Genomic DNA, 24,506 nt, shown 5'->3' with positions numbered 1-24,506 from the left:
CCCCGTCCGAGACCACACGAGAGGCCCTCCATGTCGCGTCTGCACAGGTTCCCGGGTGTCACACGTCGCCAGTTCGTCCTCGGCGGCGGCGCAGCTGTCGGGCTCGCGACACTGGCGGCCTGCACGGGGGACGGCGGTTCGTCGTCGAGCGGCTCGTCCAGCCCCACGGCGACGCCGCAGAGCGGGGGCACGTTCCGTTTCGGGTACTACGGCGGGTCCTCGTCCGACAGCCTCGACGCGCAGTACGCGGTGACCGACTTCGCCGTCGCCACGAGCGTGCAGCTGTGGGCTCCCCTGCTGACCGGCTCGGCCAAGTCCGAGGGCAACGTCACCACCGACGACTCGCCTGCTGCGCTGGCGGAGACGATCGAGGCCGAGAGCCCCACCTCGCTGGTCGTCCGGCTGAAGGAGGGCATCACCTTCCACAAGGGCGCCCCGATCACCGCCGACGACGTCCTGGCCAGCCTCGCGCGGATGCTGGACCCGAACAACCCGGGTGCCGCCTCGGCGCAGCTGATCAACATCGACATCGCCAACAGCGCGGTGGTCGACCCGCGCACCGTGCGGTTCGCCCTCTACGCGCCGAACGCGTTCACCGTCGACGGCTTCGCCAGCAACCTGGCCGCCATCTACCCCGGTGGGCAGTTCGACCCCACCAACGGGTCCGGCCCGTGGAAGCTCAAGAACTTCCAGCCCGGACAGGCGGCGGAGTTCACCCGCTTCGACGACTTCCTGAACGCCCCGCTCTGCGACGAGCTGGTCATGCAGAACTTCGCCGACGACACCGCCAAGCTCAACGCCCTCCGCTCGGGCGCCATCGACTTCGCCGGCAAGATCTCCCCCACCCTCGCCCCGACCCTGGGCAGCGGCTTCAACGTGTACCGCGCCGACACCGGCGGCTACCCCGGTCTGGTCATGGACGCGCAGTCCGAGATCTTCCGCGACCCCCGGGTGCGCCAGGCCTTCCGGCTCATGGTGGACCGCGAGGCACTGATCGAGCAGGTCCTCGGTGGTGCCGGCCGCGTGGGCAACGACGTGTTCTCCCCCTACGACGTCGCCTACGTCGGCGACGACCTCCCGCAGCGGGAGCAGGACATCGACCAGGCCAAGTCGCTGCTCAAGGCCGCCGGCATGGAGGGGCTGACGTTCGACATGTACGCCTCCGGCGCGGTGCCCAACCTCGAGGTGGCCTTCGCCCAGCAGGCCCGGGCCGCCGGCGTCACCATCAACGTCCAGACGGTCGACCCGACGACCTTCTTCAGCCAGCACTACGGCCAGGACCCGTTCTTCGTCTCGCAGTGGCCGAACGCGCCGATCGCCTCGCAGCTCGGCCTGTCGATCGCGCCGGGCGCCTTCTATCCCGAGGGGCACTGGGACAACCCGGACTTCCTCCCGCTGTGGGAGTCGGCCCAGGCCGACCAGGACCAGGACAGCCGGAACGACAAGCTGTCCGAGCTCCAGCGGATGTTCCACGAGGACGGCACCCACATCATCTGGGCGTTCAGCGAGCTCAACGACGCGGCCGCCGCCAACGTCGCCGGCGTCGTCGAGGACGAGTCGTCCTACCCGCTGTCGTTCTTCGACTTCACGAAGGTCGGCTTCGCGTGACGCCTGTCCGCTGACCCCCTCGCGCGGCCGGCCCGGCGGACCGGCCGCGCCAGGCCAGCCCCACGGTGGGCCGGTCCCGTGTCTCACGGGGCCGGACCCACCGACACCCCAGCCCCCGCACCATCGCAGTACCGCTCACAGGAAAGGCCTTCCATGTCACGACTGAACCGGTTCCCGGGCGTCTCCCGTCGTCAGTTCGTCCTCGGCGGTGGCGCCGCCGTCGGGCTCGCAACCCTGGCGGCCTGCACGGGGAACGGCGGCTCGTCCGCGAGCAGCTCGGCCAGCTCCACGGCGACGCCGCAGAGCGGCGGCACCATCCGCTTCGGGTACTACGGCGGGACGTCGTCCGACACCCTCGACGCGGCCTACGCCGTGACCGACTTCGCGGTCGCCACCAGCGTGCAGATCTCCGCCTCCCTCCTGACCGGGGGCGCGAAGACCGAGGGCACCGTCACGACGGACGACTCCCCCGCCGCCCTCGCGGAGTCGATCGAGGCCGAGGGCCTGACGTCCCTGGTGGTCCGGCTCAAGCCCGACCTCACCTTCCACTCGGGCCAGCCCATCACCGCCGAGGACGTCCTGGCCAGCTTCGCGCGCTTCCTGGACCCCAACAACCCGGGTGCCCCGGCCGCCTCGCTGCGCGAGATCGACATCGCCAACAGCGCGGTCGTCGACGCACGCACGGTGCGCTTCGCGCTCAGCGCTCCCAACGCGTTCCTCGTGGACGGGTTCACCAGCAACCTCGCGGCGGTCTACCCGGGCGGCCAGTACGACCAGAACAACGGGTCCGGTCCGTGGCGGGTGAAGAGCTTCCAGCCCGGACAGGCCGTGGAGTTCACGCGCTTCGACGGCTTCCCGAACCCTCCCCTCGCCGACGAGCTGGTCATGCAGAACTTCGCCGACGACACCGCCAAGCTCAACGCCCTCCGCTCGGGCGCCATCGACATCGTCGGCAAGATCTCCCCCACCCTCGCCCCGACCCTGGGCAGCGGGTTCAGCGTCTACCGCGCCGAGACCGGCGGCTTCCCGGGTCTTGTCATGGACGCGCAGTCCGAGATCTTCCGCGACCCCCGGGTCCGCCAGGCCTTCCGGCTCATGGTGGACCGCGAGGCGCTGATCGAGCAGGTCCTCGGTGGTGCCGGCCGCGTGGGCAACGACGTGTTCTCCCCCTACGACGATGCCTACGTCGGCGGGGACCTGCCCCAGCGGGAGCAGGACATCGACCAGGCCAAGTCGCTGCTCAAGGCCGCCGGCAAGGAGGGGCTGACGTTCGACATGTACGCCTCCGGCGCGGTGCCCAACCTCGAGGTGGCCTTCGCGCAGCAGGCCCGGGCCGCCGGCGTCACCATCAACGTCAAGACGACCGACCCGACGACCTTCTTCAGCCAGCACTACGGCCAGGACCCGTTCTACGTCACGCTGTGGCCGAACACCGACCTGGCCACGCAGATCGCGTACGCGATCGCGCCGGGCGGGTTCTACCCGGAGGGCAACTGGGACAACCCGGACTTCCTCCCGCTGTGGGAGTCGGCGAAGACCGACCTCGACAAGGCCAGCCGCGACGAGAAGATGGCCGAGATCCAGCGGATGTTCCACGAGGACGGCACCCACATCATCTGGGCGTTCAACGAGAACATCGACGCGGCCGCGTCCAACGTCGCCGGCATCGTCGAGGACGAGTCGTCCTACCCGCTGTCGTTCTTCGACTTCACCCCGGTCGGGTTCGCCTGACCTGACCCGCGTGGGACCCCGCGCCCACGTCGTCCCCGCCGCCGCCGGCGGGGACGACGTGGGCGCTCTCCGGTGGGTCCTCCGGACGTTCGATCAGGTCGCCTGACCCACAGGGGGCGACACCGGGAGCTGGGTGTGATCCACTCCCCTGGAAGCAGGGTCGTCACCGTCACCGGCGACCTCGCCCCGCACCGACGATCACGAGGAGTACACGATCCTGATGGTGGCCGCATCATGCCGATGACGTACGAGGACGCCGTCGCGGAGATCACCGCGCCCGGGCAGGACCTGGAACTGGTCCCCTGGACCCGCAGCGACGGCGCCACCTACACCGTGTTCCGACACGCACCCGCCACCCTGCGGGACCTGTTCGACGCCACCCGTGCCTACGGCGACCGGACCTTCCTCGTCTACCAGGACGAGCGTCGCACCTACGCCGAGACGCTGGCCGAGGCCGACGCCTTCGCGGCGGCCCTCGTCGAGCTCGGGGTCCGCCGCGGCGACCGGGTCGCGATCGCGATGCGCAACTACCCGGAGTGGGTCGTGGCGTTCATCGCCATCACCTCCATCGGGGCGATCAGCGTGTCGATGAACGCCTGGTGGCAGGAGCAGGAGACCGCCTACGCGCTGGAGAACTCCGGCGCGACGGTGCTCGTCGCCGACGTGGAGCGGTTCGCCCGGGCGCGCGAGGCCGCCGAGCGCCTCGGTTGCCGGACGATCGTCGTCCGCGCGAGCGGGCCGGTGGAGGGCGCCACGCGCTGGGAGGACCTCGTCGTCCCGGGCACGCCGCGTCCCGACGTGCCGATCGAGCCCGACGACGACGCCACGATCCTCTACACCTCCGGGACGACCGGCCGGGCCAAGGGCGCGGTGTCGACCCACCGGGCCGTCACCAACGCGCTCATCGCCTTCAGCGCCATCGACCGCGTCAAGACCCTGACCCGCGAGCCGGTGGAGCCGGCCGACCCGGATCAGGCGCCGGACCCGGCCGTGCTGCTGGTCGTCCCGCTGTTCCACGTCACCGGCTGCATCGGCGTCCTGCTGTCCTGCATGATCGGCGGCTACCGCATCGTGATCATGCAGAAGTGGGACCCGGAGGTCGCGCTGCAGCTGATCGAGCGGGAGCGGATCGTCGCGTTCGTCGGTGTGCCCAGCCAGAGCTACGACCTGCTGCAGCACCCGGACTTCGGCAAGTACGACACCTCCAGCCTCGCCAGCGTCGGCGGGGGCGGTGCCGCGCCGCCGCCGACCCTGATCAAGCAGATCGACTCGGAGTTCGCGTCGGCCGCCCCGGGCTTCACCTACGGGATGACCGAGACGAACGCGGTCGGCCCGAGCATCTCGGGACCGGACGTGCTCGGCCGGCCGAAGTCGATCGGGCGCGTCCCCCCGGGCATGCAGGTCGAGATCCACGACCCGTCGAGCCTGCAGGAGTGCCCGACCGGCGCCCGCGGTGAGATCTGGGTGCGGGGGCCGAGCCTCGTCCGCGGCTACTGGGGCGACGAGTCGGCGACGGCGGCGACGTTCGTCGACGGCTGGCTGCGGACCGGGGACATCGGCCACGTCGACGAGGACGGCTACATCTACGTCGACGACCGGCTGAAGGACATGGTGCTGCGGGGCGGCGAGAACGTGTACTGCGCCGAGGTCGAGGCCGCGATCTACGAGCACCCGAGCGTGCACGAGGCCGCCGTCTTCGGCGTGCCGCACGAGCGGCTGGGCGAGGAGGTGGCCGCCGTCGTCGTCCTCCGCGAGGGGCACGCCCTCACGTCGGAGGAGCTGCAGTCCTTCCTCAAGGAGCGACTCGCCGCGTTCAAGGTCCCCTCGCACCTGCAGGTCCGCAGCGAGCCCCTCCCCCGCAGCGCCTCGGGCAAGTTCCTGAAGCGCAACCTCCGCGAGGAGATGGCCGGCGGGTCCGCGACGCCGGCGCAGCCGGGCGACGGGGTCACCGTCGGCGGCTGACCGGCCCCACCACCGGCACGACGACGCCGGCCCGGCAGCTGCCGGGCCGGCGTCGTCGTGCCGTTCCCGGCGTTCCCGTGCGCGGTGGCGACCCGGTGCAGCACGACCCGGTGGCGTCCCCCCGAGGCGGACGCCACCGGCGCCCCCCTCAGTGCCGCGAGGCCGCCCAGCGTCGCTCCATCTCGTCGGCGTACCGGGCGAGGGCGGGCTCGGCGGCCAGCAGCGGCGCGAACCGCTCACGCGCGGCCGCCCGCTTGTGCGGCAGGAACTCGGTCGGCCAGAGGCCCTCGTGGGGCTCGTAGTCCTTGAGCACCCCGCGGGTGACCACCATCTTGTGGACCTCGTCCACGCCGTCCATGACCGACATCGCCGGGGCGTTCGTCCACTGGTCCAGCAGCGGCGTCAGGTCGGTCATGCCGAGCGAGCCGAAGACGTGCAGCGCGCGGTAGGTGACGTCGCGGAGCACCCGTGCGCAGGTGAACTTGCAGGCCGAGATCTGGGTGCGGGTCTCCTGCGTGGAGGAGTTGTCGATCGACCACGCGGTCCACAGCACCAGCAGCCGCAGCATCTGGATCTCGGCGTAGGAGTCGGCGATCGCCTCCTGCACCATCTGGTGCCGGGCGATGACCTTCCCGTGCGACTGCCGCGACAGCGCGCGCTCGCACATCATGTCGAAGGCCAGCTGGCACTCGGCGATCGCCCGCATCGCGTGGTGGATGCGGCCGCCGCCGAGGCGCCGCTGCGCCAGCACCTTCCCGCTGTTCTCGGGCCCGAGCAGGTGGTCCAGCGGCACCCGGACGTCGGTGTAGCGGATGTGCGGGTGGTCGGCCGGGCCCGTCTCCAGGAACGAGATCCCCGGGGTGTCGGTCGGGACCACGAAGATGCCGTTGGTGCACATGACGAACAGCAGGTCGGCCGAGCGCCCCGCGCTGGTGAACCACTTCTCACCGTTGATGACCCACTCGTCGCCGTCGCGGACCGCCGACGTCGTGAACTGGTCCGGGTCCGAGCCGCCCGCCGGCTCCGTCATCGAGAACCCGGAGAACAGCTCCTGGGCCAGCATCGGCTCGAGCCAGCGCTGCTTCTGGTCGGGCGTCCCGTAGGCGGCCAGCAGTTCCATGTTGCCGGTGTCGGGCGCCTGGCAGCCGAAGAACGCCGGCGCGCTGGGGTAGCGGCCGAGGATCTCGTTGAGCAGGGCCAGCTTCAGCTGGCCGTACCCGGGGCCGCCGAGCTCCTCGTCGAGGAACACCGCCCACAGGCCCTGCGCCTTGATCTGCGACTGGAGCTTCGCCACCTCGGCCCGGACGGCGGGCTCCTTGGACCAGACCGCGTACGGGAAGACGGCGTCGAACGGCGCGATCTCGTTCTCGCAGAACTCCCGGACCCAGTCCAGCTTCGCCTGGAACTCCGGCTCGGTCGAGAACTCCCACGCCATGACGCACTCCTCCAGCACTCGCTGACGCGCCGGTCCGCCCCGTGTGGACCAGGCGTCCTGGTCATCCGACCGGGCGACGGTCGCACCGCCGCCCACGGGTGTCAACGGCGGTGCGGACGCGGGGTCCCGCCTCCCGCCGACGACGCGGGGGCCCGTCCCCGGGGCCCGGACGTAGGCTGGGCGACCGGCGAGCCGCGGCGGCCGCAGATCCGGAGGGCCCGCATGGCGACGCAGGACAGTCCCCACGACCTGCCGGCCCGCCCGGTCCGCCGCTGGTCGCGGACGACGCACACGCGGGCCGCGATCCTCGACGCCGCCCGGGCGGTGTTCCTGGAGCACGGCTACACGGACGCGAACATGGCCGACGTCGTCGCCCTGTCCGGGTCCAGCACCGGCAGCATCTACCACCACTTCGGCGGCAAGGCGGAGCTCTACATCGCCCTCTGGGACGAGCACGACTCCGGGCTGCGCAGCGCGGCCCGGCACGCGGTGCAGGCGGCGCGCGCCGGAGGCGAGGACGGCTCGGGACCGCTGTTCCTCGTCGGCGCACGGGCCTACCTGGAGCAGGTGTGGCGGAGCCACGAGATGGCCCGGCTGTTCTCGGCCGGCGACAACCCGCCCGGGTTCGACTCGGTCCGCCGCAGGCGAGCGCACACCTGGATCCGGCAGAACAGCCAGCTGCTGCGTGCGCCGGACCAGCCGGCCGGGCGCGTGTTCGTGTCCGTGCTGTCCTCCGTCGTGGCCGACGGGGCGTGGGAGGTCGCGCGAGCCGACACGGCCGAGGACGCGACGGAGATCATCGAGGCGACCCTGGGGTTCCTGCACAAGCTCGCCAGCTAGGCAGCGACATCCCCCGTGACGAGGGTCACAGGGGTTCCCGGCTTCCATCTTGGAACTCGTTCTAGAACGATTCCGGTCATTGCCGTGCGTCCAGCCGGTGGTCCGCCGGCGCGGCCGTGTGGGCTCACGGGGAGCACCCGGCTCGCGGGACGGCCACCGTCCCCGCGGATCGGTCGCCCCGTGGACTCTCCTCCCACTGCGCCCTCGGTCCCCACGCTGCCGCCCACGGCATCGGCTCCCCCGCCGGACCGCACCCGCGGCCGTCGACACCCCGCTGTGCCCGCCCTCACGGGAGGGCCCGTGAACGGAGGAAACATGACCGACCTGACCGGCAGGGTCGCCGTCGTCACCGGCGCCGCCCGCGGGATCGGCGCCGCCACGGCACACCGTCTGGCGGCGGACGGCGCGACCGTCGCCGTGGTCGACCTGGACCGCGCCCAGATCCAGGAGACCGTCGACGCCATCACCGCCGCCGGCGGGAAGGCCCTCGCCGTCGCGTGCGACGTCGCCGACGAGGCCGCCGTGACGGCCGCGGCGCAGCAGGTCGTCTCCGAGGCCGGCTCGATCGACGTGCTGGTCAACAACGCCGGCGTGCTGCGGGACAACCTGCTGTTCAAGATGTCGCTGTCGGACTGGGACACCGTCATGGGCGTCCACCTGCGGGGCAGCTTCCTGTGGGCCCGCGCCGCGCAGACGTCGATGGTCGAGCGCCGCTGGGGCAAGATCGTCAACCTCTCCAGCACCTCGGCCCTGGGCAGCCGCGGCCAGGCCAACTACTCGGCGGCCAAGGCCGGCCTGCAGGGCCTGACGAAGACCCTCGCCATCGAGCTGGGCCCGTTCAACATCAACGTCAACGCGATCGCCCCGGGGTTCATCGCCACGGACATGACCCGGGCCACCGCCGAGCGCATCGGCGTCGACTTCGACGCCATGATCGCGGCCTCGGAGAAGGAGATCCCGCTGCGCCGCGTCGGCCGCCCCGAGGACGTCGCCGGGCTCGTGTCCGTCCTCTGCAGCGACGACACGTCCTACGTCACCGGCCAGATCGTCTACGTCTCCGGCGGACCGAACGCCTGAGCCGGTCCGCACAACCAGCACCGACAGAGGAACACATCATGATCGACTTCTCGCTCTCCGACGACCAGATCGCCATCCGGGACACCGTCCGCAGCTTCATCGAGCGCGAGGTCATCCCGCTCGAGGAGGAGGTGCTGCGCAACGAGCGTGCCGGCCTCCCCGGCCTGGACCCGGCCACGCACGCGGAGCTCCAGGCCAAGGCCAAGGCGTCCGGCCTGTGGGGCATCGACACCCCCGAGGAGTACGGCGGCGCCGCCCTGGGCCCGATCATGGCGGTGATCACCGAGATCGAGTCCGGGCGGACCTTCGTCCCGTTCCGCTTCGGCGGCAGCGCCGACAACATCCTGTACGCGGGCAACGACGCCCAGAAGCAGGAGTACCTCGTCCCCACCATCAACGGGGACCGCCGGAGCTGCTTCGCCATCACCGAGCCGGGTGCGGGCTCCGACGCCCGCAACATCCGCACCCGCGCCGTCCGCGACGGCGACGACTGGGTCATCAACGGCGAGAAGATCTTCATCACCGGCGGCAACGAGGCCGACTTCGTGATGGTCTTCGCGGTGACCGACCCGGAGAAGGGCGCCGACGGCGGCGTCACCTGCTTCCTGGTCGACCGGGACATGGGCTGGAAGTCCCAGCCCATCCCGACGATGGGCCAGTGGGCGCCGGCGTCGCTGGTGTTCGAGAACGTCCGCGTCCCGCACCGCAACATCCTCGGCGAGGAGGGCCACGGCTTCGCCCTGGCCATGCAGTGGATCGGCAGCGGCCGCTACCTCATCCCCGCCGGCGCGATCGGCGCGGCCGAGCGTCTGCTGGGGATGGCCATCGAGCACGCCAAGTCGCGGGTGTCCATGGGCCACCCGATCGCCGACTACCAGGCGATCCAGTGGCAGATCGCCGACTCCCACCTGGAGATCGAGTCGGTGAAGCTGCTGACGCTGCGCGCTGCCTGGCAGGCGGAGCAGGGCCGGGACAACCGGCACAGCTCGTCGCTGGCCAAGCTCTCCGGCGCCGTCATGGCCAACCAGGTCGTCGACCGGGTGCTGCAGATCCACGGCGGCATGGGCTACACCAAGGAGCTGCCGATCGAGCGGTGGTACCGCGAGCTGCGCCTGCTGCGCATCTACGAGGGCACCGACGAGATCCAGCGCCGCACGATCGCGCGCAACCTGCTCAAGGGGCACGTCAAGCTCGGCACCATCGGCTGACCTCGCAGCCGCCCACCGGTCACGGGGGGAGTTCCCGCTCGGGTTCTCCCTCCGTGACCGTGCTGCGCACCCACTGGCCGCGGGACACCGGCCGCCCACGGCGTCCGCCCGTCGGGAGCGGGTCCCCCGCCGAGGGCCGTGGGGCGCCCCCGGGCAGACCGCGGTACCCCGGGCCCGTGCGGCCGCCGGAGCCACGCGTGCGTGCCCGGCATCCCGGGTCCGCGCCTGCCGACGGCTGCGCGGCACCCACGACCGCCGGGCCCGTGAGATGGCCCCACGTCGACGCCGGCGGCTGAGTCGCCCCAGCGGGTCCCCGGCTGCCGTGCCGGTGACCCCCACTCCCCCGGTCCGGTTCCCACACCCGGGGGGCGGCGCGCGGACGACGCGCGCCGACCAGAACCACAGCAACACCGAGTCGCAGCGACCGTGCTGCCAGAGAGAGGTCAGCGTTGGAGAACGTCCAGAGAGCAGTGGAGCTGGAGCCGGACGAGCAGTCGGTCGCGGAGGAACTCGGCCTCGAGCCAGGGCACCTCACGGCGCCTCAGCTCGTGTCGCTGGCCGTCGCGTCGTTCGTCCCGGCCGTCGGGATGTCGTTCGCGCCCCTGCTGTTCTTCCAGTCCGCCGGGGCGCAGGCCTGGACCTCGGCCCTGCTGGCCATGATCATCACGATCTCCGTGGGCCTGTCGGTGATCGTCTTCGCCCGCCGGTTCGTGGTGACCGGCTCGCTGTTCTCCTACATCTCCGAGGTCTTCGGGCCGTGGGCGCGGCACATCACCGCGGCCGCGCTGCTCCTGGGCTTCGTGATGCAGCTCGGCGCCATGGGCAACCTCGTCGGGATCTACGTCGGCAGCGTCCTGATCGAGTCCGGCGTGGACAACGCCCTCGACCTCGAGGTCCAGGCCGTCGTCATGGCCGTGGCCATGGGCGTCGTCGGCATCATCGCCTCGCGCGGGCTGGACACCTCGTGGCGGGTCATCGTCGTCAGCGCGCTGGTGACCGTGCCCGTCATGCTGTACGTCAGCATCGGCAGCGCCGTGGAGACCGGCCTGCACCTGTCCGAGCAGTTCGACCTGACCGGTTTCAGCCCGGACGCCGTCTTCCAGGGCATGGCCGGGGGCGTCTCGTTCCTGGTCGCCTTCGAGAGCTGCAGCGCCCTGGCCTCGGAGACGAGCGCGCCGAAGCGGACCGTGCCGCTGGCCATCATGTCGGTCCCCGTCGTCATCGGGCTCATCTACCTGGTCACGACCGTGCTCCAGGTGCCCGGGCTCGCGAGCTCGATGTCGGAGCTCGCCGAGGGGGCGTCACCGGTTGCGGCGCTCGCCGGGGTCGCCGGCCTGCCCGAGTGGGCGGGCAGCATCGGCGACCTGCTGATCGGCCTCACCGTCTTCGCCAGCCTGCTCGGGTTCGTCAACTTCGGGTCCCGCTACCTGGTGACGCTCGGGGAGTTGTCCCTGCTGCCCAGGCCGATCACGTCCGTCCACCGGCGACGCAACACCCCGGTCGTGGCGATCGTGGCGCTGCTCGTGCTGGCCTACTCGTTCATGGTCGGGATGATCTACTACTCCGGTGACCTGACGAGCGCCTACACGGCCCTGGTCAGCGCCGTCGTCATCTGCTGGGCGCCGATGTACATGCTCGTCACCGTCGGCGCCGTCGTCCTGATGGTGCGCAACCGCGAGCTGCGGATCGTGCCCCTCGTGGGCTCGGTCGTCGGCTTCTCGGGGATGGCGTTCCTGTACGTGAACGGGTGGATCTCCCCGCCGGCGACGCCGGCGGACCAGATGAGCTGGCTCATCCCGATCGCCATCGCGGTCATCGCGGTCAGCTTCGCCCTCGCCGCCCGCCGCCGGGCCCGGTCGGAGGTCTGATCCCGGCCGGCACCGGCACACCCGTCGAGACCCGGGTTGCGCGTCGTGATCCCCGCGACGCGCGACCCGGGTCTCGTCCGTTCGCCGGCCGGACGACGAGGGGCCCGTCCCCGGTCGGCACCACGAGGCGGTGCCGACCGGGGACGGGCCCCTGGCTGCGACCGGACAGCGCCGGTCGGGTCTCTCAGAAGAGCGCCCCCGTCGGGAGCCCGGTCCCCCGCAGGTGGGGCGTCTCGTTGACGGTGACGATCATGCGGTGCGTCTTCGGACCGGCCTGCCAGCCCTGGATGCGGCTGATCGAGGTGTACAGCGGGTAGAAGAAGCCCGTCTGCTCCCAGGGCAGCCGCAGCACCGCGGCGGTGTACCGGGCGATGACGCCGCTGTGGCAGAAGACGGCGACGACCTCGTCGCCCTGATGGCGTTGGATGATCCCGTCGATGCCGGTGACCACGCGCTCGTGGAACGTGTCCAGCGGCTCGTAGTAGTCCGGCCAGTCCGTCGAGGACAGGCCGTCCCGCCACCGCGGGTCGCCGGCGGCCTTGAGCTCCTCCGCCGGGACGTAGTGCCGCGCGCGCGTGTCGTTCTCGGTGACCGCCGGCTCGATGACCGGCTCGATGCCGAGCGCCTTCGCGAGCGGCTCCGCGGTCTGCTGGGCGCGGCGCATCGAGCTGGCGTAGATGGCCGTGATCGGCTCCGAGCGCAGGTACGCGCCCACGGCCTCCGCCTGGGCCACCCCCCGCGGGTCGAGGTCCGGGTCGGCGAACCCCTCGGTCACGGTGACCGCCAGGGGCATGGCGTGACGGATCAGGAGCAGTTCCATGTGTCCTCTTCCTCGACCCTCACGACCGCCGGTCGGCCGCGTAGCTCGACGTCGGGGTCAGGAGGGATTCGTAGCGGCGGCCGGTCCGCTGCAGCCAGAACCGCTGCAGCTTACGGAGGGCGTGGGTGACCGGGTAGAACCGGGCGTCGCTGGCGAAGTTCTTCGCGGCCCGCTCCAGGTCGATGTCGATGCCGTGCAGTCGTGCGATCACCTCGGCGAAGGGCCGGCACCAGGCCTGCAGCCCCTCCCGGTGGAGCAGGGCGACCAGGTCGTACAGGACGAACTCGAGCTCGGTGTAGTGCGGCAGCCACTTCTTCGTCTCCCGCGCCAGCACCGGCCGCACGAACCAGGGGTACTCCAGCTCGAAGCCGTCGAAGGGGAACTGCAGGTCGTCGGACTCGTCGAGGAGGAACGGCGTCGACAGGTCCAGGTACCAGACCTGCCCCTCGTGCCACGCCCAGTTCGAGACCTGCGCGTCGAACGCGACATGGGGACGGACGACCTTGCCGACGGCCTCCACGACGGCGGTCACCACGGGGTGGTCGGCCGACGGCGTGGCCGACCGCAGCACGTTGCTCACCAGCTGGTCCGGCGACAGCAGCGGCTGGCAGTGGTAGACCACCGCGCCGCCCTCGGGACGCTCGTACTGCACGACCTCGGTCTTCAGGCACGCGACCCCGGAGGCCTCGATGACGGCGATGTACTCGCGGGTGACCCGGCGGTACTGCTCGGCGCCCTCCACGGTGAAGAAGGGCGGGATCCGCTTCACGACGATCTGTCCGCCAGGGACCGCCCACCGCATCGCGAGGCTGAACTCGCCGTTGCCGACCACGTCCACGAGGTCGTTGCGACGCTCGTCGATGGCCCGGCGGACGACCGCCTCCACCTCGTCGAGCGCGGGCAGACCGATCAGCTCGTCGGGCCGCACGGACCCCTCGGGGCGGGTCACGGCCGGGGTCCCGGTCGCGTGGCGAGATGGGACGACCGGCTGTGCTTCACGGGGACCGCCTTCCGCTCGGGAGGTGCTGGGATCGAAGTCGATACAGGGTGCCGTCCCGAGCCGGCCTGTGCATTGGGTCACCGTGCCAACTTGGTCATGTGACTGGATCAGGCGTATCACTTTTGCGGCACCGGCCAGGACCGATGGCGCCGTCGCGCGTGCCCCGAGCTGCCGGCGGCCCGGTGACGGACGGCGCACGGCAGGGGGGCCGTCGACCCGGAGGGCCCGGTCGATCCCCGCCAGGGGCCAGGCCGAGCCCCGGGTGACGCTGGACGATCCCGTCGATGCGACAGACCACGCGCCCGAGGACCGCCTCCAGCGGCTCGTGGCGGTCGGTCGTGCGTGCCGGCCGAGGACCCGTCGCGCCGGCGGGCTCGCCGGCCCCCTCGAAGGCCTCGGCGGGTGCGTCGTGTCCCGCCCGCGCGTCGATCCGTCACAGCCGCTCGACCACGGGCGCCAGCCCGAGCAGCGCGACGGTCGGCTCGGCCGTCCGGTGGGCCCGCCGCATCGCGCTGGCGTGGGTCGTCGTGATCGGCACGCCGGGCGCCACCGCTCCCCGAGGGCCTCCGCCTGGTCCCACCCGCAGGGGCCCGGTCGGGCCCGACGAGACCCTCGCTGCTGGTGGCCGGCAGGGTCAGCGCGTGACGGATGAGCGGCACGCGGCACGCGGCCCGCAGCCGTCGGTCCGACCGCGAAGCCGCCCGGTGAGACGGCGACGGCCGCGTGCGGGCGGTGGGACGGCGCCCCGGGCGGCCGGCCGCCCGGCATCGCTCGACCGGTGCCCGGACGTGCCGCCGGGGCGGTCGTGCGGCAGGGGCGTCCCGCCGCGCCGGGTCAGAGGATGGCGCCGGTCGGCAGCCCGGTCCCCCGCAGGTGGGGCGTCTCGTTGAGGGTCTCGATCATGGTGCCGGTCGGCCAGCCGACCAGCCGGGTGATCGAGGTGTACAGGGGGTAGAAGAAGTACACCTGCTCCCAGGGCAGACCGAGCTTGGTGGCGGTGTAACGCCCGATGACCCCGCCGTGGCAGAAGACCGCCACGACCTCGTCGTCCCCCGGGTGGCGCGCGATGATCCCGTCGATCCCGGTGATCACGCGCTCGTGGAACTGCTCGAACGGCTCGTAGTAGTCGGGCCACGTGCTGGCCGAGGACCCCATGTGCCAGCCGGGGTCGCCGGCCGCCTTGAGCTCCTCGGCGGGCACGTAGTGGCTGGCCCGCACGTCGCTCTCGGCCACCGCGGGCTCGATCACCGGCGCCAGCCCGAGCAGCGTGGCCAGCGGCTCGGCCGTCTGCTGGGCCCGGCGCATCGAGCTGGCGTAGATCGCCGTGATCGGCTCCTGGCGCAGGTACTCGGCCAGCACCTCCGCCTGGGCCCACCCGCGCGGGTCCAGGTCGGGATCGGCGGGGCCGTCGCTGCTGGTGACCCGCAACGGGAGGCCGTGCCGGATGAGCAGGAGTCGCATGCTGGTCCCTCTCGACGTGGGCTCGACGGACGCACGGCCGGCGGCCCGGCGGCGTCCGCCCGGCGCGACGGCCACCGGACGGCGCCGCAGGCCTCCCGCGGTCCGGGATCTGGGCAGCGGGCACGCCGACGGTTCCCCGCCGCGTCCCGCGCGCCGGCGGTCAGCCCGCCGGGGAGGTGGCGCGCTCCAGGGCGTCGTCGGCCACGGGCTGCCCCAGGACGGCCCGCATGAGGGCGGGCACCGGCGTCTTCCCGGACCCGTCGCGGCCGATCGCGACGTAGACGATCCGCGCGGTCACGATCTCCACGCCGGCGCGACGCGCGGCGTAGGTCACCTCGAAGCTGGTGTTCCCGATCCGGCCCGGACGGACGACGAGCTCGACGTCCTCACCCCAGCGGGCGCCCGACTTCCAGTCGAGCTCGGCGTGGACCAGCTGGAACTCGATGCCGGTGGCGGCCATGGCCGCGGCGTCCAGGCCGCGGTCGGCGAGGAAGGCCGACATGGCCTCGTCGAACCAGGCGAGGTACCAGGCGTTGAAGACCACGCCCTGCTGGTCCACCTCGTAGTACCGGGCCCGCCACGGCAGGACGAACTCATCGACGGACGTCGACGTCACGCTGCTCCCTCCACACAGACGCCGCTGCGGTGCCGGGCCCCAGGGACCCGGCACCGCAGCGGCGTCGATCGACCGACTCTCCTGGATCAGGAGCCGGGCTTGAGCTCTCCCACGCGCTCGGTGAGGCGCGGAGCGACCTCGGTGCCGAGCAGCTCCAGGTGCCGGCGGAAACCGTCGGGCTCGGAGTGGAAGTCGTAGTTGTAGACGAGCAGCGTGCCGAAGCCGCCGGCCCGCTCGTACTCGCCCGCGAGCCGCTCGACGACGGTGTCGACCGACCCGACGATCCAGCTGTAGCGGGCCATGAACTCGCCGTTGATGTCCGAGGCCTCGATGCCCTCGGGCAGGCTGGCGGCGATGGCCTTGAGGTTCTGCGGGATGACCCACTCGTCCTGCTGGCGGCGCAGCGGGGTGGAGAGGGCCAGCTCCATGGCCTCCTCGTCGGTGTCGGCGACGATCACGTCGCGCACCACGCGCCAGTCGCGGCGGTCGGGGGTGACGCCGGTGCTCGCGGCGCCCTCCTCGTAGACCTCCCAGTGACCGGCCAGGTACTCGTCGTTGAAGGCGATGCTCAGCGGGATGTCACCGCGGGTGCCGGCCTTCTTCACCGTCGACGAACGCGGGGAGAACGCGGCCATCGCCACGCGCGGCCCGCCCTCCTGGTAGGGACGCCAGTGGTTGCCCAGCAGCAGCGGGTTGTCCACCGAGGGGATGTCGGCACCGAAGTACTTGCCCTCGATGACCTCGGCCTCGCCGGTGTTGGCCCAGATGCGACGGATGAGGTCCGACGCCTCCTCCAGCATCTCGTGGTTCTGCGCCGGCAGCTCGGTGCGGAACAGCTGGGCGTCGGTCGGGTAGGCACCGGCGCCGAAGCCGACCATCAGGCGACCGCGGGTGATGTGGTCCAGCGCCATGAGGCGGTAGGCCAGCGCCACCGGGTTGTGGTAGGGCAGCAGGTTCGCGGCCGTGCCGAGCTTGAGGCGCTTGGTCTCACGGGAGACGGCGGCGATGTGCAGCTCGGGCGAGTTCCAGCGCTCGTAGCCCTCGGTGAAGTGCTCGGAGAACCAGGCCTCGCTGAGGCCGTACTCCTCGGCCCAGCGCGCGACCTGGAGGTCCCACTCGAAGCCCTCGGCGGGCGGGGTGTCAGGCAGCTGGTGGGCGTAGAACAGACCGATATCCATCGGACCTCCAGGAACTCGGAGAGGGGTGGGACAGCTGGTGTGCCGCCGGCGGGCCGTGCCGCGTCGTCCCCCAGCCAAGCAGACTGCGGGCACGCTGCATCGAGGCGGGGTGCCAGACGCTTGGGATCAGGCGCCAGCCGCGCCGGGGTCGGTCCCGTGCCCGGGCCGGGGCGCGAGATCCTCACCACCGCGATCAGACCATGCCGGCCCGGCCGCGGACAACGGCCCCCGTCCGAGCGCCTGCGGTCAGACCACGACGGACAGGTCGTGGCCCATGCGGTCGCGCTTGGTCTGCAGGTACCGCCAGTTGTGCCGGGTCACCGCCACCGGGGAGGCCACGCGGCCGACGACCTCCAGCCCGTAGCCGTCCAGCCCGCCGTACTTCGCCGGGTTGTTGGTGATCAGGCGCAGCCGCCGGATGCCGAGCTCGCCGAGGATCTGCGCGCCCACCCCGTAGTGGCGGGAGTCCACGGGCAGCCCCTGCGCGGTGTTCGCGTCGAGGGTGTCCAGACCCTCCTCCTGCAGGGCGTACGCGCGGATCTTGTGCGCCAGGCCGATCCCCCGGCCCTCGTGCCCGCGCAGGTAGACGACGGCGCCGCAGCCCTCCTCGGCGACCGTGCGCAGCGCCTGCTCCAGCTGGGCCCCGCAGTCGCAGCGCAGCGACCCGAGGATGTCGCCGGTGAGGCACTCGCTGTGCACGCGCACGAGCGCACCCTCCGCCGAGGCGCCCGCGGCGGCCACGTCACCCATGACCAGGGCCAGGTGCTCGGTGCCGTCCAGGGTCGACCGGAAGGCCACGGCGCGGAACTCGCCGAACGCCGTGGGCATGGCCGAGGTCGCGGCCAGTTCCACCAGCCGCTCGGTGCCGCGCCGGTAGCGGACGAGGTCGGCGATCGCCAGGACGGGCAGGTCGTGCTCGGCCGCGAAGCGGTGCAGGGCCTCGCCCCGCATCATCGCGCCGTCCTCGCCCACGATCTCCCCGATGAGACCGACCGGCTCCTGCCCGGCCAGCACCAGCAGGTCCACCGCCGCCTCCGTGTGGCCCGCCCGGACCAGGACGCCGCCGTCCCGGGCGCGGAGGGGGAACACGTGCCCGGGACGGCGCAGGGACTCCGGGCGCGTCGCCGGGTCGGCGAGTGCGCGGAATGTCCGCGCCCGGTCCGCGGCCGACACGCCCGTGCCGCAGCCGGCGGCGTCGACCGTCACCGTGAAGGCGGTGCCGTGGGCGTCGGTGTTGTCGGCGACCATCTGCGGCAACCGCAGCCGCTCGACCCGGTCGGCGGTCATCGGGGCGCAGAGGATGCCGGTGCTGTGCCGGACCACGAAGGCCACCTGCTCCGGGGTCGCCGTCGCCGCCCCGAGGACGAGGTCGCCCTCGTCCTCGCGGTCGGCGTCGTCGACCACCACGACCATCCGGCCGGCGGCCAGGGCGGCGACGGCCCGCTGGACGGCCGCCGTCGAGGGCAGGGCGGCGACGGTCCGCTCGTCCGGGTGGACCGGGTCAGCGGGTCCGTGGAGGTTGCTCATGGGAGGGGCTCCTCACCGGTAGGCGTCCTCCCACCATCCGCCCCTCCCCCGCGGGTCCCATTGGCGTGGCGCGCCAGCGAGTCCCGCCTGGGAGCCGTGTTCTCAGCGCGTCTGCTCGAGCTCTCCCGGCTCGACCGACAGCCCGCGGAAGCGGCTGGCGTGGAAGACCAGCGGCGGGTGCCCGGGGTCGCCGACCATGGCGCGCACGCGGAGCAGCACCAGGACGTGGTCGCCGGCCTGGTGCTGCGCGTCGATGTCGCAGTCCAGCCAGGCGGCCGCCTCGTCGAGCAGCACGGCGCCCTCGTCGGTCGCCGTCCAGGCCAGGTCGGCGAAGCGGTCGACGCCCTTGGCGGCGAGCGCGCGGGCGGCGGCCTCCTGCCCCTCGGCGAGCACGCTGACGCCCAGCCGCGGGGCCTGGCTCAGCACGGGCCACGTCGTGGACGTGTCCTGCACGCAGATGGAGACCAGCGGCGGGTCCATGGAGACCGAGGTGAACGAGCTGACGGCCATGCCGTTGGGCCGCCCGTCGGCGTCCAGGCTGCAGATCGCGGCGATGCCGCTGGGGAAGCAGCCGAAGACCCGGCGCAGCTCTCCGGCGTCGGTCCGGTCGTGCAGGTCGGTGACCGAGTGCACCGCACTCTCCTCTCGTCGGGGGCTGCGGCTCAGGGGACGGCCGCGGGCCCGGTGGCGTCGACGACGGACTCGACGGCGAGGACGCGCCCCCGGAGGGTACGGCCCCGTCCGGACCCGTTCGCCGAGGGCCGGGACCACCCGCGGTCGCGCCACGGGCGGGGCCGGCCGGCCGCGCACGCTGGTCATGGTCGCCGACGCGGCGCGCGGCGACGCCGGATCCGACGCTGGCAGGCCATCACCCGGCACCCAGGGGCAATGCGTCCCGCTCCGGCGTCGTCGACGATGGCCGGGATGTCGAGCGGAGCGAGGCCGGGTCCGGACCCGGCGCGCGAGGTCCCCCGGCCGCCGACCGGCACCCCGCCGCCCGCCGGGGACGGCCCGTCCGGCCCCACCGGACGGCGGGGCGGCACCTCCCCCGGGCTGCTCGGTTCGCGGTCCTTCCTCGTCCTCCTGCTGACCGCCCTGCTGTACTTCACGGCCTCGGGCGTGCTCAGCCTCGCGCTGCCGCTCTACGTCACCGACGAGCTGCACGGCAGCGCCTTCGCGGTCGGGCTCGTCGTCGGCGCCGTCACGATCACCGCCATCTTCCTGCGCCCGGCGGCGGGCCGGCTCACCACCGCACACGGCAGCAAGGTGGTCGCCCTGGGCGGGCTGCTGCTGGTCAGCGCGTCGTGGATCGGCTACGGCCTCACCGACTCCGTGCCGGTGCTCGTGGTGCTGCGCATGCTGACCGGCGTCGGCCAGGCCGCCGCCTACCTGGCGCTGGCCCGGCTGGCCTACGACCTGGCACCGGCCGACCGCAAGACGCAGGCGACGTCCTACTTCTCCGTCGCCCTGTACGGCGGGTTCGCCGTCGGCCCGGTCGTCGGCGACCGGCTGGTCGACGGGGCCGGCTACGGGCTGACCTGGCTGCTGGCCGGCGCGACGGGGCTGGTCGCCCTCCTCGTCGGCCTGTTCCTGGAGGACCCGCCCCCGGCGGTCGGGACGGCGGCCGAGGAGGATCCCCCGCGCCGGCGGACGGTCCTCCAGCGCGAGTCGGTCGGACCCGCGCTGGTGCTGTTCCTGTCGCTGTCGGGCTACGCCGCGTTCGCGACGTCGGTCCCGCTGTACGTGCGGTCCCTGCTGGACGTGGCGCCGGGCGTCGCGCTCGCCGAGAGCGCGACCATCGTGCTCGTCGTCCGCATCCTGTTCGGCCGGCTGCCGGACCGGCTCGGCCCCGTGCTCAGCGCCTCGCTGTCCCTGGTGATCCAGGCCGCCGGCTGGGGGGTCGTGGCGGCCCTGCCGACCGCGCTCGGCGTCTACGGCGGGATCGGCCTGATGTCGCTGGGCGTGGCCCTGCTCTACCCGGCGCTGTTCACCTTCGCGATGCACCGGGCCCCGGTCGCCGAGCACGGCAGCGCGGTCGCGACCGTGACGATGGGCTTCGACGCCTCCAGCGGGCTCGGGCCGCTCCTGCTGGGCGGGGTGGTCGCGCTGACCGGCACCCACCGCAGCGCCTTCGTCGTCGCGGCCGTGCTGAACGTCGTCGCCCTGCTGGTGGTGCTGTCCCGGTCGCGGGCGTGGCGGGCCGCCGCGCCGCCCCGGGTGGGCCGGCCCGCGCGGCAGGTCTGAGACCGCCGCTCAGGCCGCGGCCGGTCCCCCGTCGGCGGCGGGCCGCTCCGCCGCGGACCGGACCGGGGCGAGCCGGGCGATCAGCGGCCCCGACCCCAGCCCGTGCAGCAGCACGCTGCCCAGGACGCACAGCACGGTGGTGACGAGGATCGTCTCGGAGGGGACGCCGTCGGGCAGGCCGTTGAAGGCCAGCAGACCGAAGACGATCGTGGTGGTCCCGCGGGGCCCGAGCAGCCCGGCCAGCACCCGTTCGCGGGGCCGCAGCCGCGACCCGATCAGCGCCAGCTGCACCGGCACCTGGCGCAGCACGGTGAGGGCGAGGACGCAGAAGACCGCGACCCGCAGGTCGATGAAGGTCACGAGGTAGACCCCGGCGATGCCGAGGACGAACCACATCGCCGTCGTCAGCAGGGAGGTGACGTCCTCCAGCAGCGCGTAGTCCCGGTGGGGCTCGGGGACGGCGGGAGCCCCGTCCGGACCTCCCCGCCGGCGCCGACCGGCGGCGAGCACCCCGTGCACGAAGCGGAAGGCGATGCCGCACACGAAGGTGGCGACGAAGCCGTTGCCACCGAGGGCCAGCGCGGCGGTGTAGGACACCAGCGGGGCGAGGACCACGACGATCCGGTGGGCCTGCTCGGAGGTCCAGTTCCGCTCCTCGGCGATGTCGATGGCCGCGCTGAGCAGGGCACCGGCGAGCAGGCCGACGACGATCGCGATGAGGGCCTGGGGCAGCGCGGCCGCCAGCGCGGAGAACGCGCCCGTCTCCCCCTCCCCGTGGCTGCCACCGGCCAGCGCCAGCGCGAACACGAACAGCGGCGAGACGATCCCGTCGTTGTAGCCGCCCTCGACGTTGAGGGCCATGCGCAGCCGCACCGGCAGCCGCGAGTCCCGCACCACCGACTCGCTGGTGGCGAAGTCGATCGGCATCACCACGCAGGCGAGCACCAGCAGGACCGGCAGGGACAGCTGCGGCAGCAGCAGGACCCCCGCCCCGACCGCGGCCACCAGGCTCAGCGGCAGGGCGACCAGCAGCAGCCGGGCGGCCAGGCCGGGCGAGCGGCCCCACAGCCGGCCCCCGCGGACCTCGGTGGCGTCCACGAACAGGAGGATCGCGAGGATCAGCTCGGCCGCCCGCTGGGCGGCGGTGGTGTTGAGGACCGCCGCGACCGAGCCCTCGACCGTCAGGCCGACCGCGGCGCCCGCGACGACCATGGCCAGCGGCGCGCCGATGTTCCACCGCTGCAGCAGCCGCACCGTCAGCGAGCGGAGGACGACGGCCACCGTCGCCGCCAGCAGCAGGGGGACCATCGGGGCACAGACTCCGTCTCGGGACCGGGCGACGCGGCCGCCCGCCGGGCCGGACCGGCGCTTCCGCCGGCGCGGCCGGCCCCCTCCGGGGGGACCCCGGTACGCGCAGGACCGGGGCGCAGCCTACCGAGCGCGGACCGCGGGCCCGGGGACGCCGGCGCTCAGGGCAGGTCGACGCCCGTGGTGAGGGCCGGCCCGGGGCGGGCCCCGCCGGCGAGGGGCGCCACGTCGCCGAACACGGCGCGGGTGTCGAGCACGTCCCGCTCGATCGCGGCCACCAGCGCCTCGACGTCGGGGAACCGCACCATGCCGCGCAGCCGCCGCACCGACCGGACCCGCAGGCGCCGGCCGTAGAGGTCGCCCTCGAAGTCGAGCAGGTGCGCCTCGAGAGTGCGCTCGGGCCCGTCGAAGGTGGGGTTGGTGCCGACCGAGATGGCGGCGACACGGCGGAGGACCGGGCCGTCGAGGGCCTCCGCGACGCCGGCGTAGACGCCGTCGCCGGGCAGCGTCACCGGAGGGACCAGCTGGAGGTTGGCGGTCGGGTAGCCCAGCAGCCGCCCGCGCTGCTCGCCCCGGACCACGAGGCCGCTGACGTCCCAGCGGTCCTCCTGCGCCCTCGGGTTCGTCTCTCGTGCCCGCCACGCGCGCATGCGGTCACCCCTCTCCCGGCCGTCGCGGCGACCCTCCCGGCGTGCGAGGGGTCGCCTCCATCGGGCACAACACTCCCCCGCCGGGGCCCGCCGGCATTGGCGTCCCGTGCCGCGCGATGGGGCCGGGAGAGCCACCGGGGCCCCGGTCCCACCCTCCGGGGGGATGCAGGCGGCGCCCGTGTTCCCCAGGTCACAGTGCACGCGGTGCCAAACACCTGGCGCTGATCACCTATGCGGCACCGGGACCGGGCGCGACCATCGGGCGGACGCGCGGGGGGCCCGCAGCCGGCTCCGCAGGGTGCCGGGACGGGCCGCAGGACCGCGAGCACGTCGACGTGCCGGGGCCGGCGCCCGGGCCGGGTGGCCCGGCGGCACCGCGCCCCGGGCACCGAGCACCGAGCACCGAGCACCACCGAGCACGACCGAGCACGACCGAGCACCACGAGCACCGAGCACGCGCACCGAGCCCCGCATCCCCGGACAGAGGAGAGAGAGATGGCATCCGTCTACGCGGTGACCGACCCGGCGACCGGCGAGCAGATCGCGACCTACCCCCGGTGCACCGACGAGGAGGTCACGGCCGCCATCGACGCGGCGGACCGCGCCCACGACCAGTGGTCGACCACACCGCTGGAGGAGCGCGTCGCCGTCCTCGCCCGGGTGGCCGAGCTGCACTCCGAGCGCCGCGAGGAGCTCGCCGGGCTGATCGTGAAGGAGATGGGCAAGCCCCTCGCCCAGGCCCTCGGCGAGGTCGACTTCAGCGCGATGATCTACGGGTACTACGCGGAGAACGCCGCGCAGTTCCTCGCCGACGAGCCGATCACGCTGCCGTCGTGGTCGACGGGCACCGCCCTGGTCCGGCAGAGCTCGCTGGGCCCGCTGCTCGGGATCATGCCGTGGAACTTCCCCTACTACCAGGTCGCCCGCTTCGCGGGGCCGAACGTGGTCGCGGGCAACACGGTGCTGCTCAAGCACGCCTCGCAGTGCCCGACCTCCGCCGCGGCGATCGAGCAGATCTTCCTCGACGCCGGCGCCCCGGCCGGGGTCTACCGCAACCTGTACGCCAGCACCGACCAGGTGGCGCAGATCATCGCCGACCCGCGCGTGCAGGGCGTCTCCCTCACCGGGTCCGAGGGCGCCGGCCGCACCGTGGGCGCCCTGGCCGGCCAGCACCTGAAGAAGGTCGTGCTGGAGCTCGGCGGGTCCGACCCGTTCGTCGTCCTGTCCACCGACGACCTGGACGCCACCGTCGCGGCGGCCGCCTCGGCCCGGCTGTCCAACAGCGGGCAGGCCTGCAACGCGGCCAAGCGCTTCATCGTCGCCGACGAGTACTACGAGGACTTCCTCACCAAGATGAGCGAGATCTTCGCCGTCACCAAGCCGATGCCGCCCGCGGACCCGGACGCCGGCCTGGGCCCGCTGTCGTCCGCCCGCGCCGCCAGCGACCTCTACGAGCAGGTCGAGGGTGCGGTCGCCGACGGCGCCCGGCTCGTCGTCGGGGGCGCCCCCGACGGCGCGTTCTTCTCGCCGACCGTCCTCACCGACGTGACCCCGGCCAACCGGGCGCACCACGAGGAGTTCTTCGGGCCGGTGGCCCTGGTCTACCGGGCCGGCTCGGAGGACGAGGCCGTGGAGCTGGCCAACGACACCCCGTTCGGGCTGGGGGCCTACGTCTTCTCCACCGACCGGGAGCAGGCGCTGCGCGTGGCCGACCGGCTCGACGCCGGGATGGTCTTCGTCAACGGCGTGCACCTCGAGAGCCCCGAGCTGCCCTTCGGCGGCGTCAAGGCCTCCGGCTTCGGTCGTGAGCTCGGCCGCTACGGCATGACCGAGTTCCTCAACCGCAAGCTCATCCGCGTCAAGGAGTGACACCTGCCGCGGGGGGGGGGGGGGGGGGGGGGGGGGGGGGGGGGGGGGGGGGGGGGGGGGGGGGGGGGGGGGGGGGGGGGGGGGGGGGGGGGGGGGGGGGGGGG

19 protein-coding genes are annotated in these 24,506 nt (G+C 73.1%); 9 read left to right on the top strand and 10 right to left on the bottom strand.

The genetic code is table 11. From position 1 onward, the window contains the following. The first annotated feature begins 30 nt into the window (after positions 1 to 30). The 3 genes from ACI781_RS13430 to ACI781_RS13420 all read left to right on the top strand — a co-directional run bounded on the left by ACI781_RS13430 (position 31) and on the right by ACI781_RS13420 (position 5,301). Complete coding sequence (locus tag ACI781_RS13430) at positions 31 to 1,608, top strand: ABC transporter substrate-binding protein (RefSeq protein ID WP_456566611.1); 1,578 nt, start codon at positions 31 to 33, stop codon at positions 1,606 to 1,608. Positions 1,609 to 1,761: 153 nt separating this feature from the next. Further along, complete coding sequence (locus ACI781_RS13425; protein ID WP_456566610.1) at positions 1,762 to 3,339, top strand: ABC transporter substrate-binding protein; 1,578 nt, start codon at positions 1,762 to 1,764, stop codon at positions 3,337 to 3,339. A 240-nt stretch (positions 3,340 to 3,579) separates the two neighbouring features. Beyond that, positions 3,580 to 5,301, top strand: a complete 1,722-nt coding sequence (locus ACI781_RS13420; RefSeq protein ID WP_456566609.1) for a class I adenylate-forming enzyme family protein — start codon at positions 3,580 to 3,582, stop codon at positions 5,299 to 5,301. Positions 5,302 to 5,449: 148 nt separating this feature from the next. Here the strand turns inward: ACI781_RS13420 and ACI781_RS13415 are convergent, their stop codons facing one another. Further along, positions 5,450 to 6,736, bottom strand: a complete 1,287-nt coding sequence (locus ACI781_RS13415) for an acyl-CoA dehydrogenase family protein (RefSeq protein ID WP_456566608.1) — start codon at positions 6,734 to 6,736, stop codon at positions 5,450 to 5,452. 222 nt (positions 6,737 to 6,958) lie between these two features. On the opposite strand from ACI781_RS13415, the gene ACI781_RS13410 reads away from it, so the two are divergent. The 4 genes from ACI781_RS13410 (at position 6,959) to ACI781_RS13395 (ending at position 11,729) form a co-directional block, all read left to right on the top strand. Beyond that, the gene (locus ACI781_RS13410) at positions 6,959 to 7,576 is read left to right on the top strand and encodes a TetR/AcrR family transcriptional regulator (RefSeq protein ID WP_456566607.1); all 618 of its coding nucleotides are present in this window, start codon (positions 6,959 to 6,961) and stop codon (positions 7,574 to 7,576) included. A gap of 315 nt (positions 7,577 to 7,891) precedes the next feature. After that, on the top strand, positions 7,892 to 8,653 hold the full coding sequence (locus ACI781_RS13405) for an SDR family NAD(P)-dependent oxidoreductase (protein WP_456566606.1): 762 nt from the start codon (positions 7,892 to 7,894) through the stop codon (positions 8,651 to 8,653). 38 nt (positions 8,654 to 8,691) lie between these two features. After that, positions 8,692 to 9,861: an acyl-CoA dehydrogenase family protein gene (locus ACI781_RS13400; protein ID WP_456566605.1), complete on the top strand. Its 1,170-nt coding sequence runs from the start codon at positions 8,692 to 8,694 to the stop codon at positions 9,859 to 9,861. A gap of 449 nt (positions 9,862 to 10,310) precedes the next feature. Then, positions 10,311 to 11,729 (top strand): APC family permease, encoded by a 1,419-nt coding sequence (locus ACI781_RS13395; protein WP_456566604.1) that lies wholly within the window; start codon positions 10,311 to 10,313, stop codon positions 11,727 to 11,729. Between the two features lie 184 nt (positions 11,730 to 11,913). On the opposite strand, the gene ACI781_RS13390 is transcribed toward ACI781_RS13395, so the two are convergent. The 7 genes from ACI781_RS13390 to ACI781_RS13360 form a co-directional block, all read right to left on the bottom strand. After that, complete coding sequence (locus ACI781_RS13390; RefSeq protein WP_456566603.1) at positions 11,914 to 12,549, bottom strand: histidine phosphatase family protein; 636 nt, start codon at positions 12,547 to 12,549, stop codon at positions 11,914 to 11,916. A gap of 19 nt (positions 12,550 to 12,568) precedes the next feature. Further along, the gene (locus tag ACI781_RS13385; protein ID WP_456566602.1) at positions 12,569 to 13,498 is read right to left on the bottom strand and encodes a DUF6206 family protein; all 930 of its coding nucleotides are present in this window, start codon (positions 13,496 to 13,498) and stop codon (positions 12,569 to 12,571) included. Positions 13,499 to 14,383: 885 nt separating this feature from the next. Then, positions 14,384 to 15,010: a histidine phosphatase family protein gene (locus ACI781_RS13380; protein ID WP_456566601.1), complete on the bottom strand. Its 627-nt coding sequence runs from the start codon at positions 15,008 to 15,010 to the stop codon at positions 14,384 to 14,386. Positions 15,011 to 15,170: 160 nt separating this feature from the next. After that, positions 15,171 to 15,626 (bottom strand): acyl-CoA thioesterase, encoded by a 456-nt coding sequence (locus ACI781_RS13375; RefSeq protein WP_456566600.1) that lies wholly within the window; start codon positions 15,624 to 15,626, stop codon positions 15,171 to 15,173. An 86-nt stretch (positions 15,627 to 15,712) separates the two neighbouring features. Beyond that, entirely contained in the window at positions 15,713 to 16,804 is a 1,092-nt protein-coding gene (locus ACI781_RS13370) for an LLM class flavin-dependent oxidoreductase (protein ID WP_456566599.1), read from the bottom strand. Between the two features lie 246 nt (positions 16,805 to 17,050). Beyond that, the gene (locus ACI781_RS13365; protein WP_456566598.1) at positions 17,051 to 18,331 is read right to left on the bottom strand and encodes a bifunctional 3,4-dihydroxy-2-butanone-4-phosphate synthase/GTP cyclohydrolase II; all 1,281 of its coding nucleotides are present in this window, start codon (positions 18,329 to 18,331) and stop codon (positions 17,051 to 17,053) included. A gap of 102 nt (positions 18,332 to 18,433) precedes the next feature. Beyond that, entirely contained in the window at positions 18,434 to 18,964 is a 531-nt protein-coding gene (locus tag ACI781_RS13360; protein ID WP_456566597.1) for a flavin reductase family protein, read from the bottom strand. Between the two features lie 291 nt (positions 18,965 to 19,255). Between ACI781_RS13360 and ACI781_RS13355 the strand changes: the two genes are divergently transcribed. Next, positions 19,256 to 20,575 (top strand): MFS transporter, encoded by a 1,320-nt coding sequence (locus tag ACI781_RS13355; RefSeq protein ID WP_456566596.1) that lies wholly within the window; start codon positions 19,256 to 19,258, stop codon positions 20,573 to 20,575. Between the two features lie 9 nt (positions 20,576 to 20,584). Here ACI781_RS13355 and ACI781_RS13350 read toward each other — a convergent pair whose 3' ends face one another. Further along, a complete protein-coding gene (locus ACI781_RS13350) occupies positions 20,585 to 21,883 on the bottom strand; it encodes a cation:proton antiporter domain-containing protein (RefSeq protein WP_456566595.1) in 1,299 nt (432 codons plus the stop codon). 161 nt (positions 21,884 to 22,044) lie between these two features. Continuing rightward, positions 22,045 to 22,533: a riboflavin kinase gene (locus ACI781_RS13345; RefSeq protein WP_456566594.1), complete on the bottom strand. Its 489-nt coding sequence runs from the start codon at positions 22,531 to 22,533 to the stop codon at positions 22,045 to 22,047. Between the two features lie 495 nt (positions 22,534 to 23,028). Between ACI781_RS13345 and ACI781_RS13340 the strand changes: the two genes are divergently transcribed. Further along, positions 23,029 to 24,402, top strand: coding sequence for an NAD-dependent succinate-semialdehyde dehydrogenase (locus ACI781_RS13340; RefSeq protein ID WP_456566593.1), 1,374 nt, complete (start codon positions 23,029 to 23,031; stop codon positions 24,400 to 24,402). Positions 24,403 to 24,506 lie beyond the last annotated feature (104 nt).

It is taken from the genome of Blastococcus sp. SYSU D00695 (genome assembly GCF_054050555.1).
Note: the sequence above shows the minus strand (reverse complement) of the source record. Positions and strands in the feature narration are given on the sequence as shown.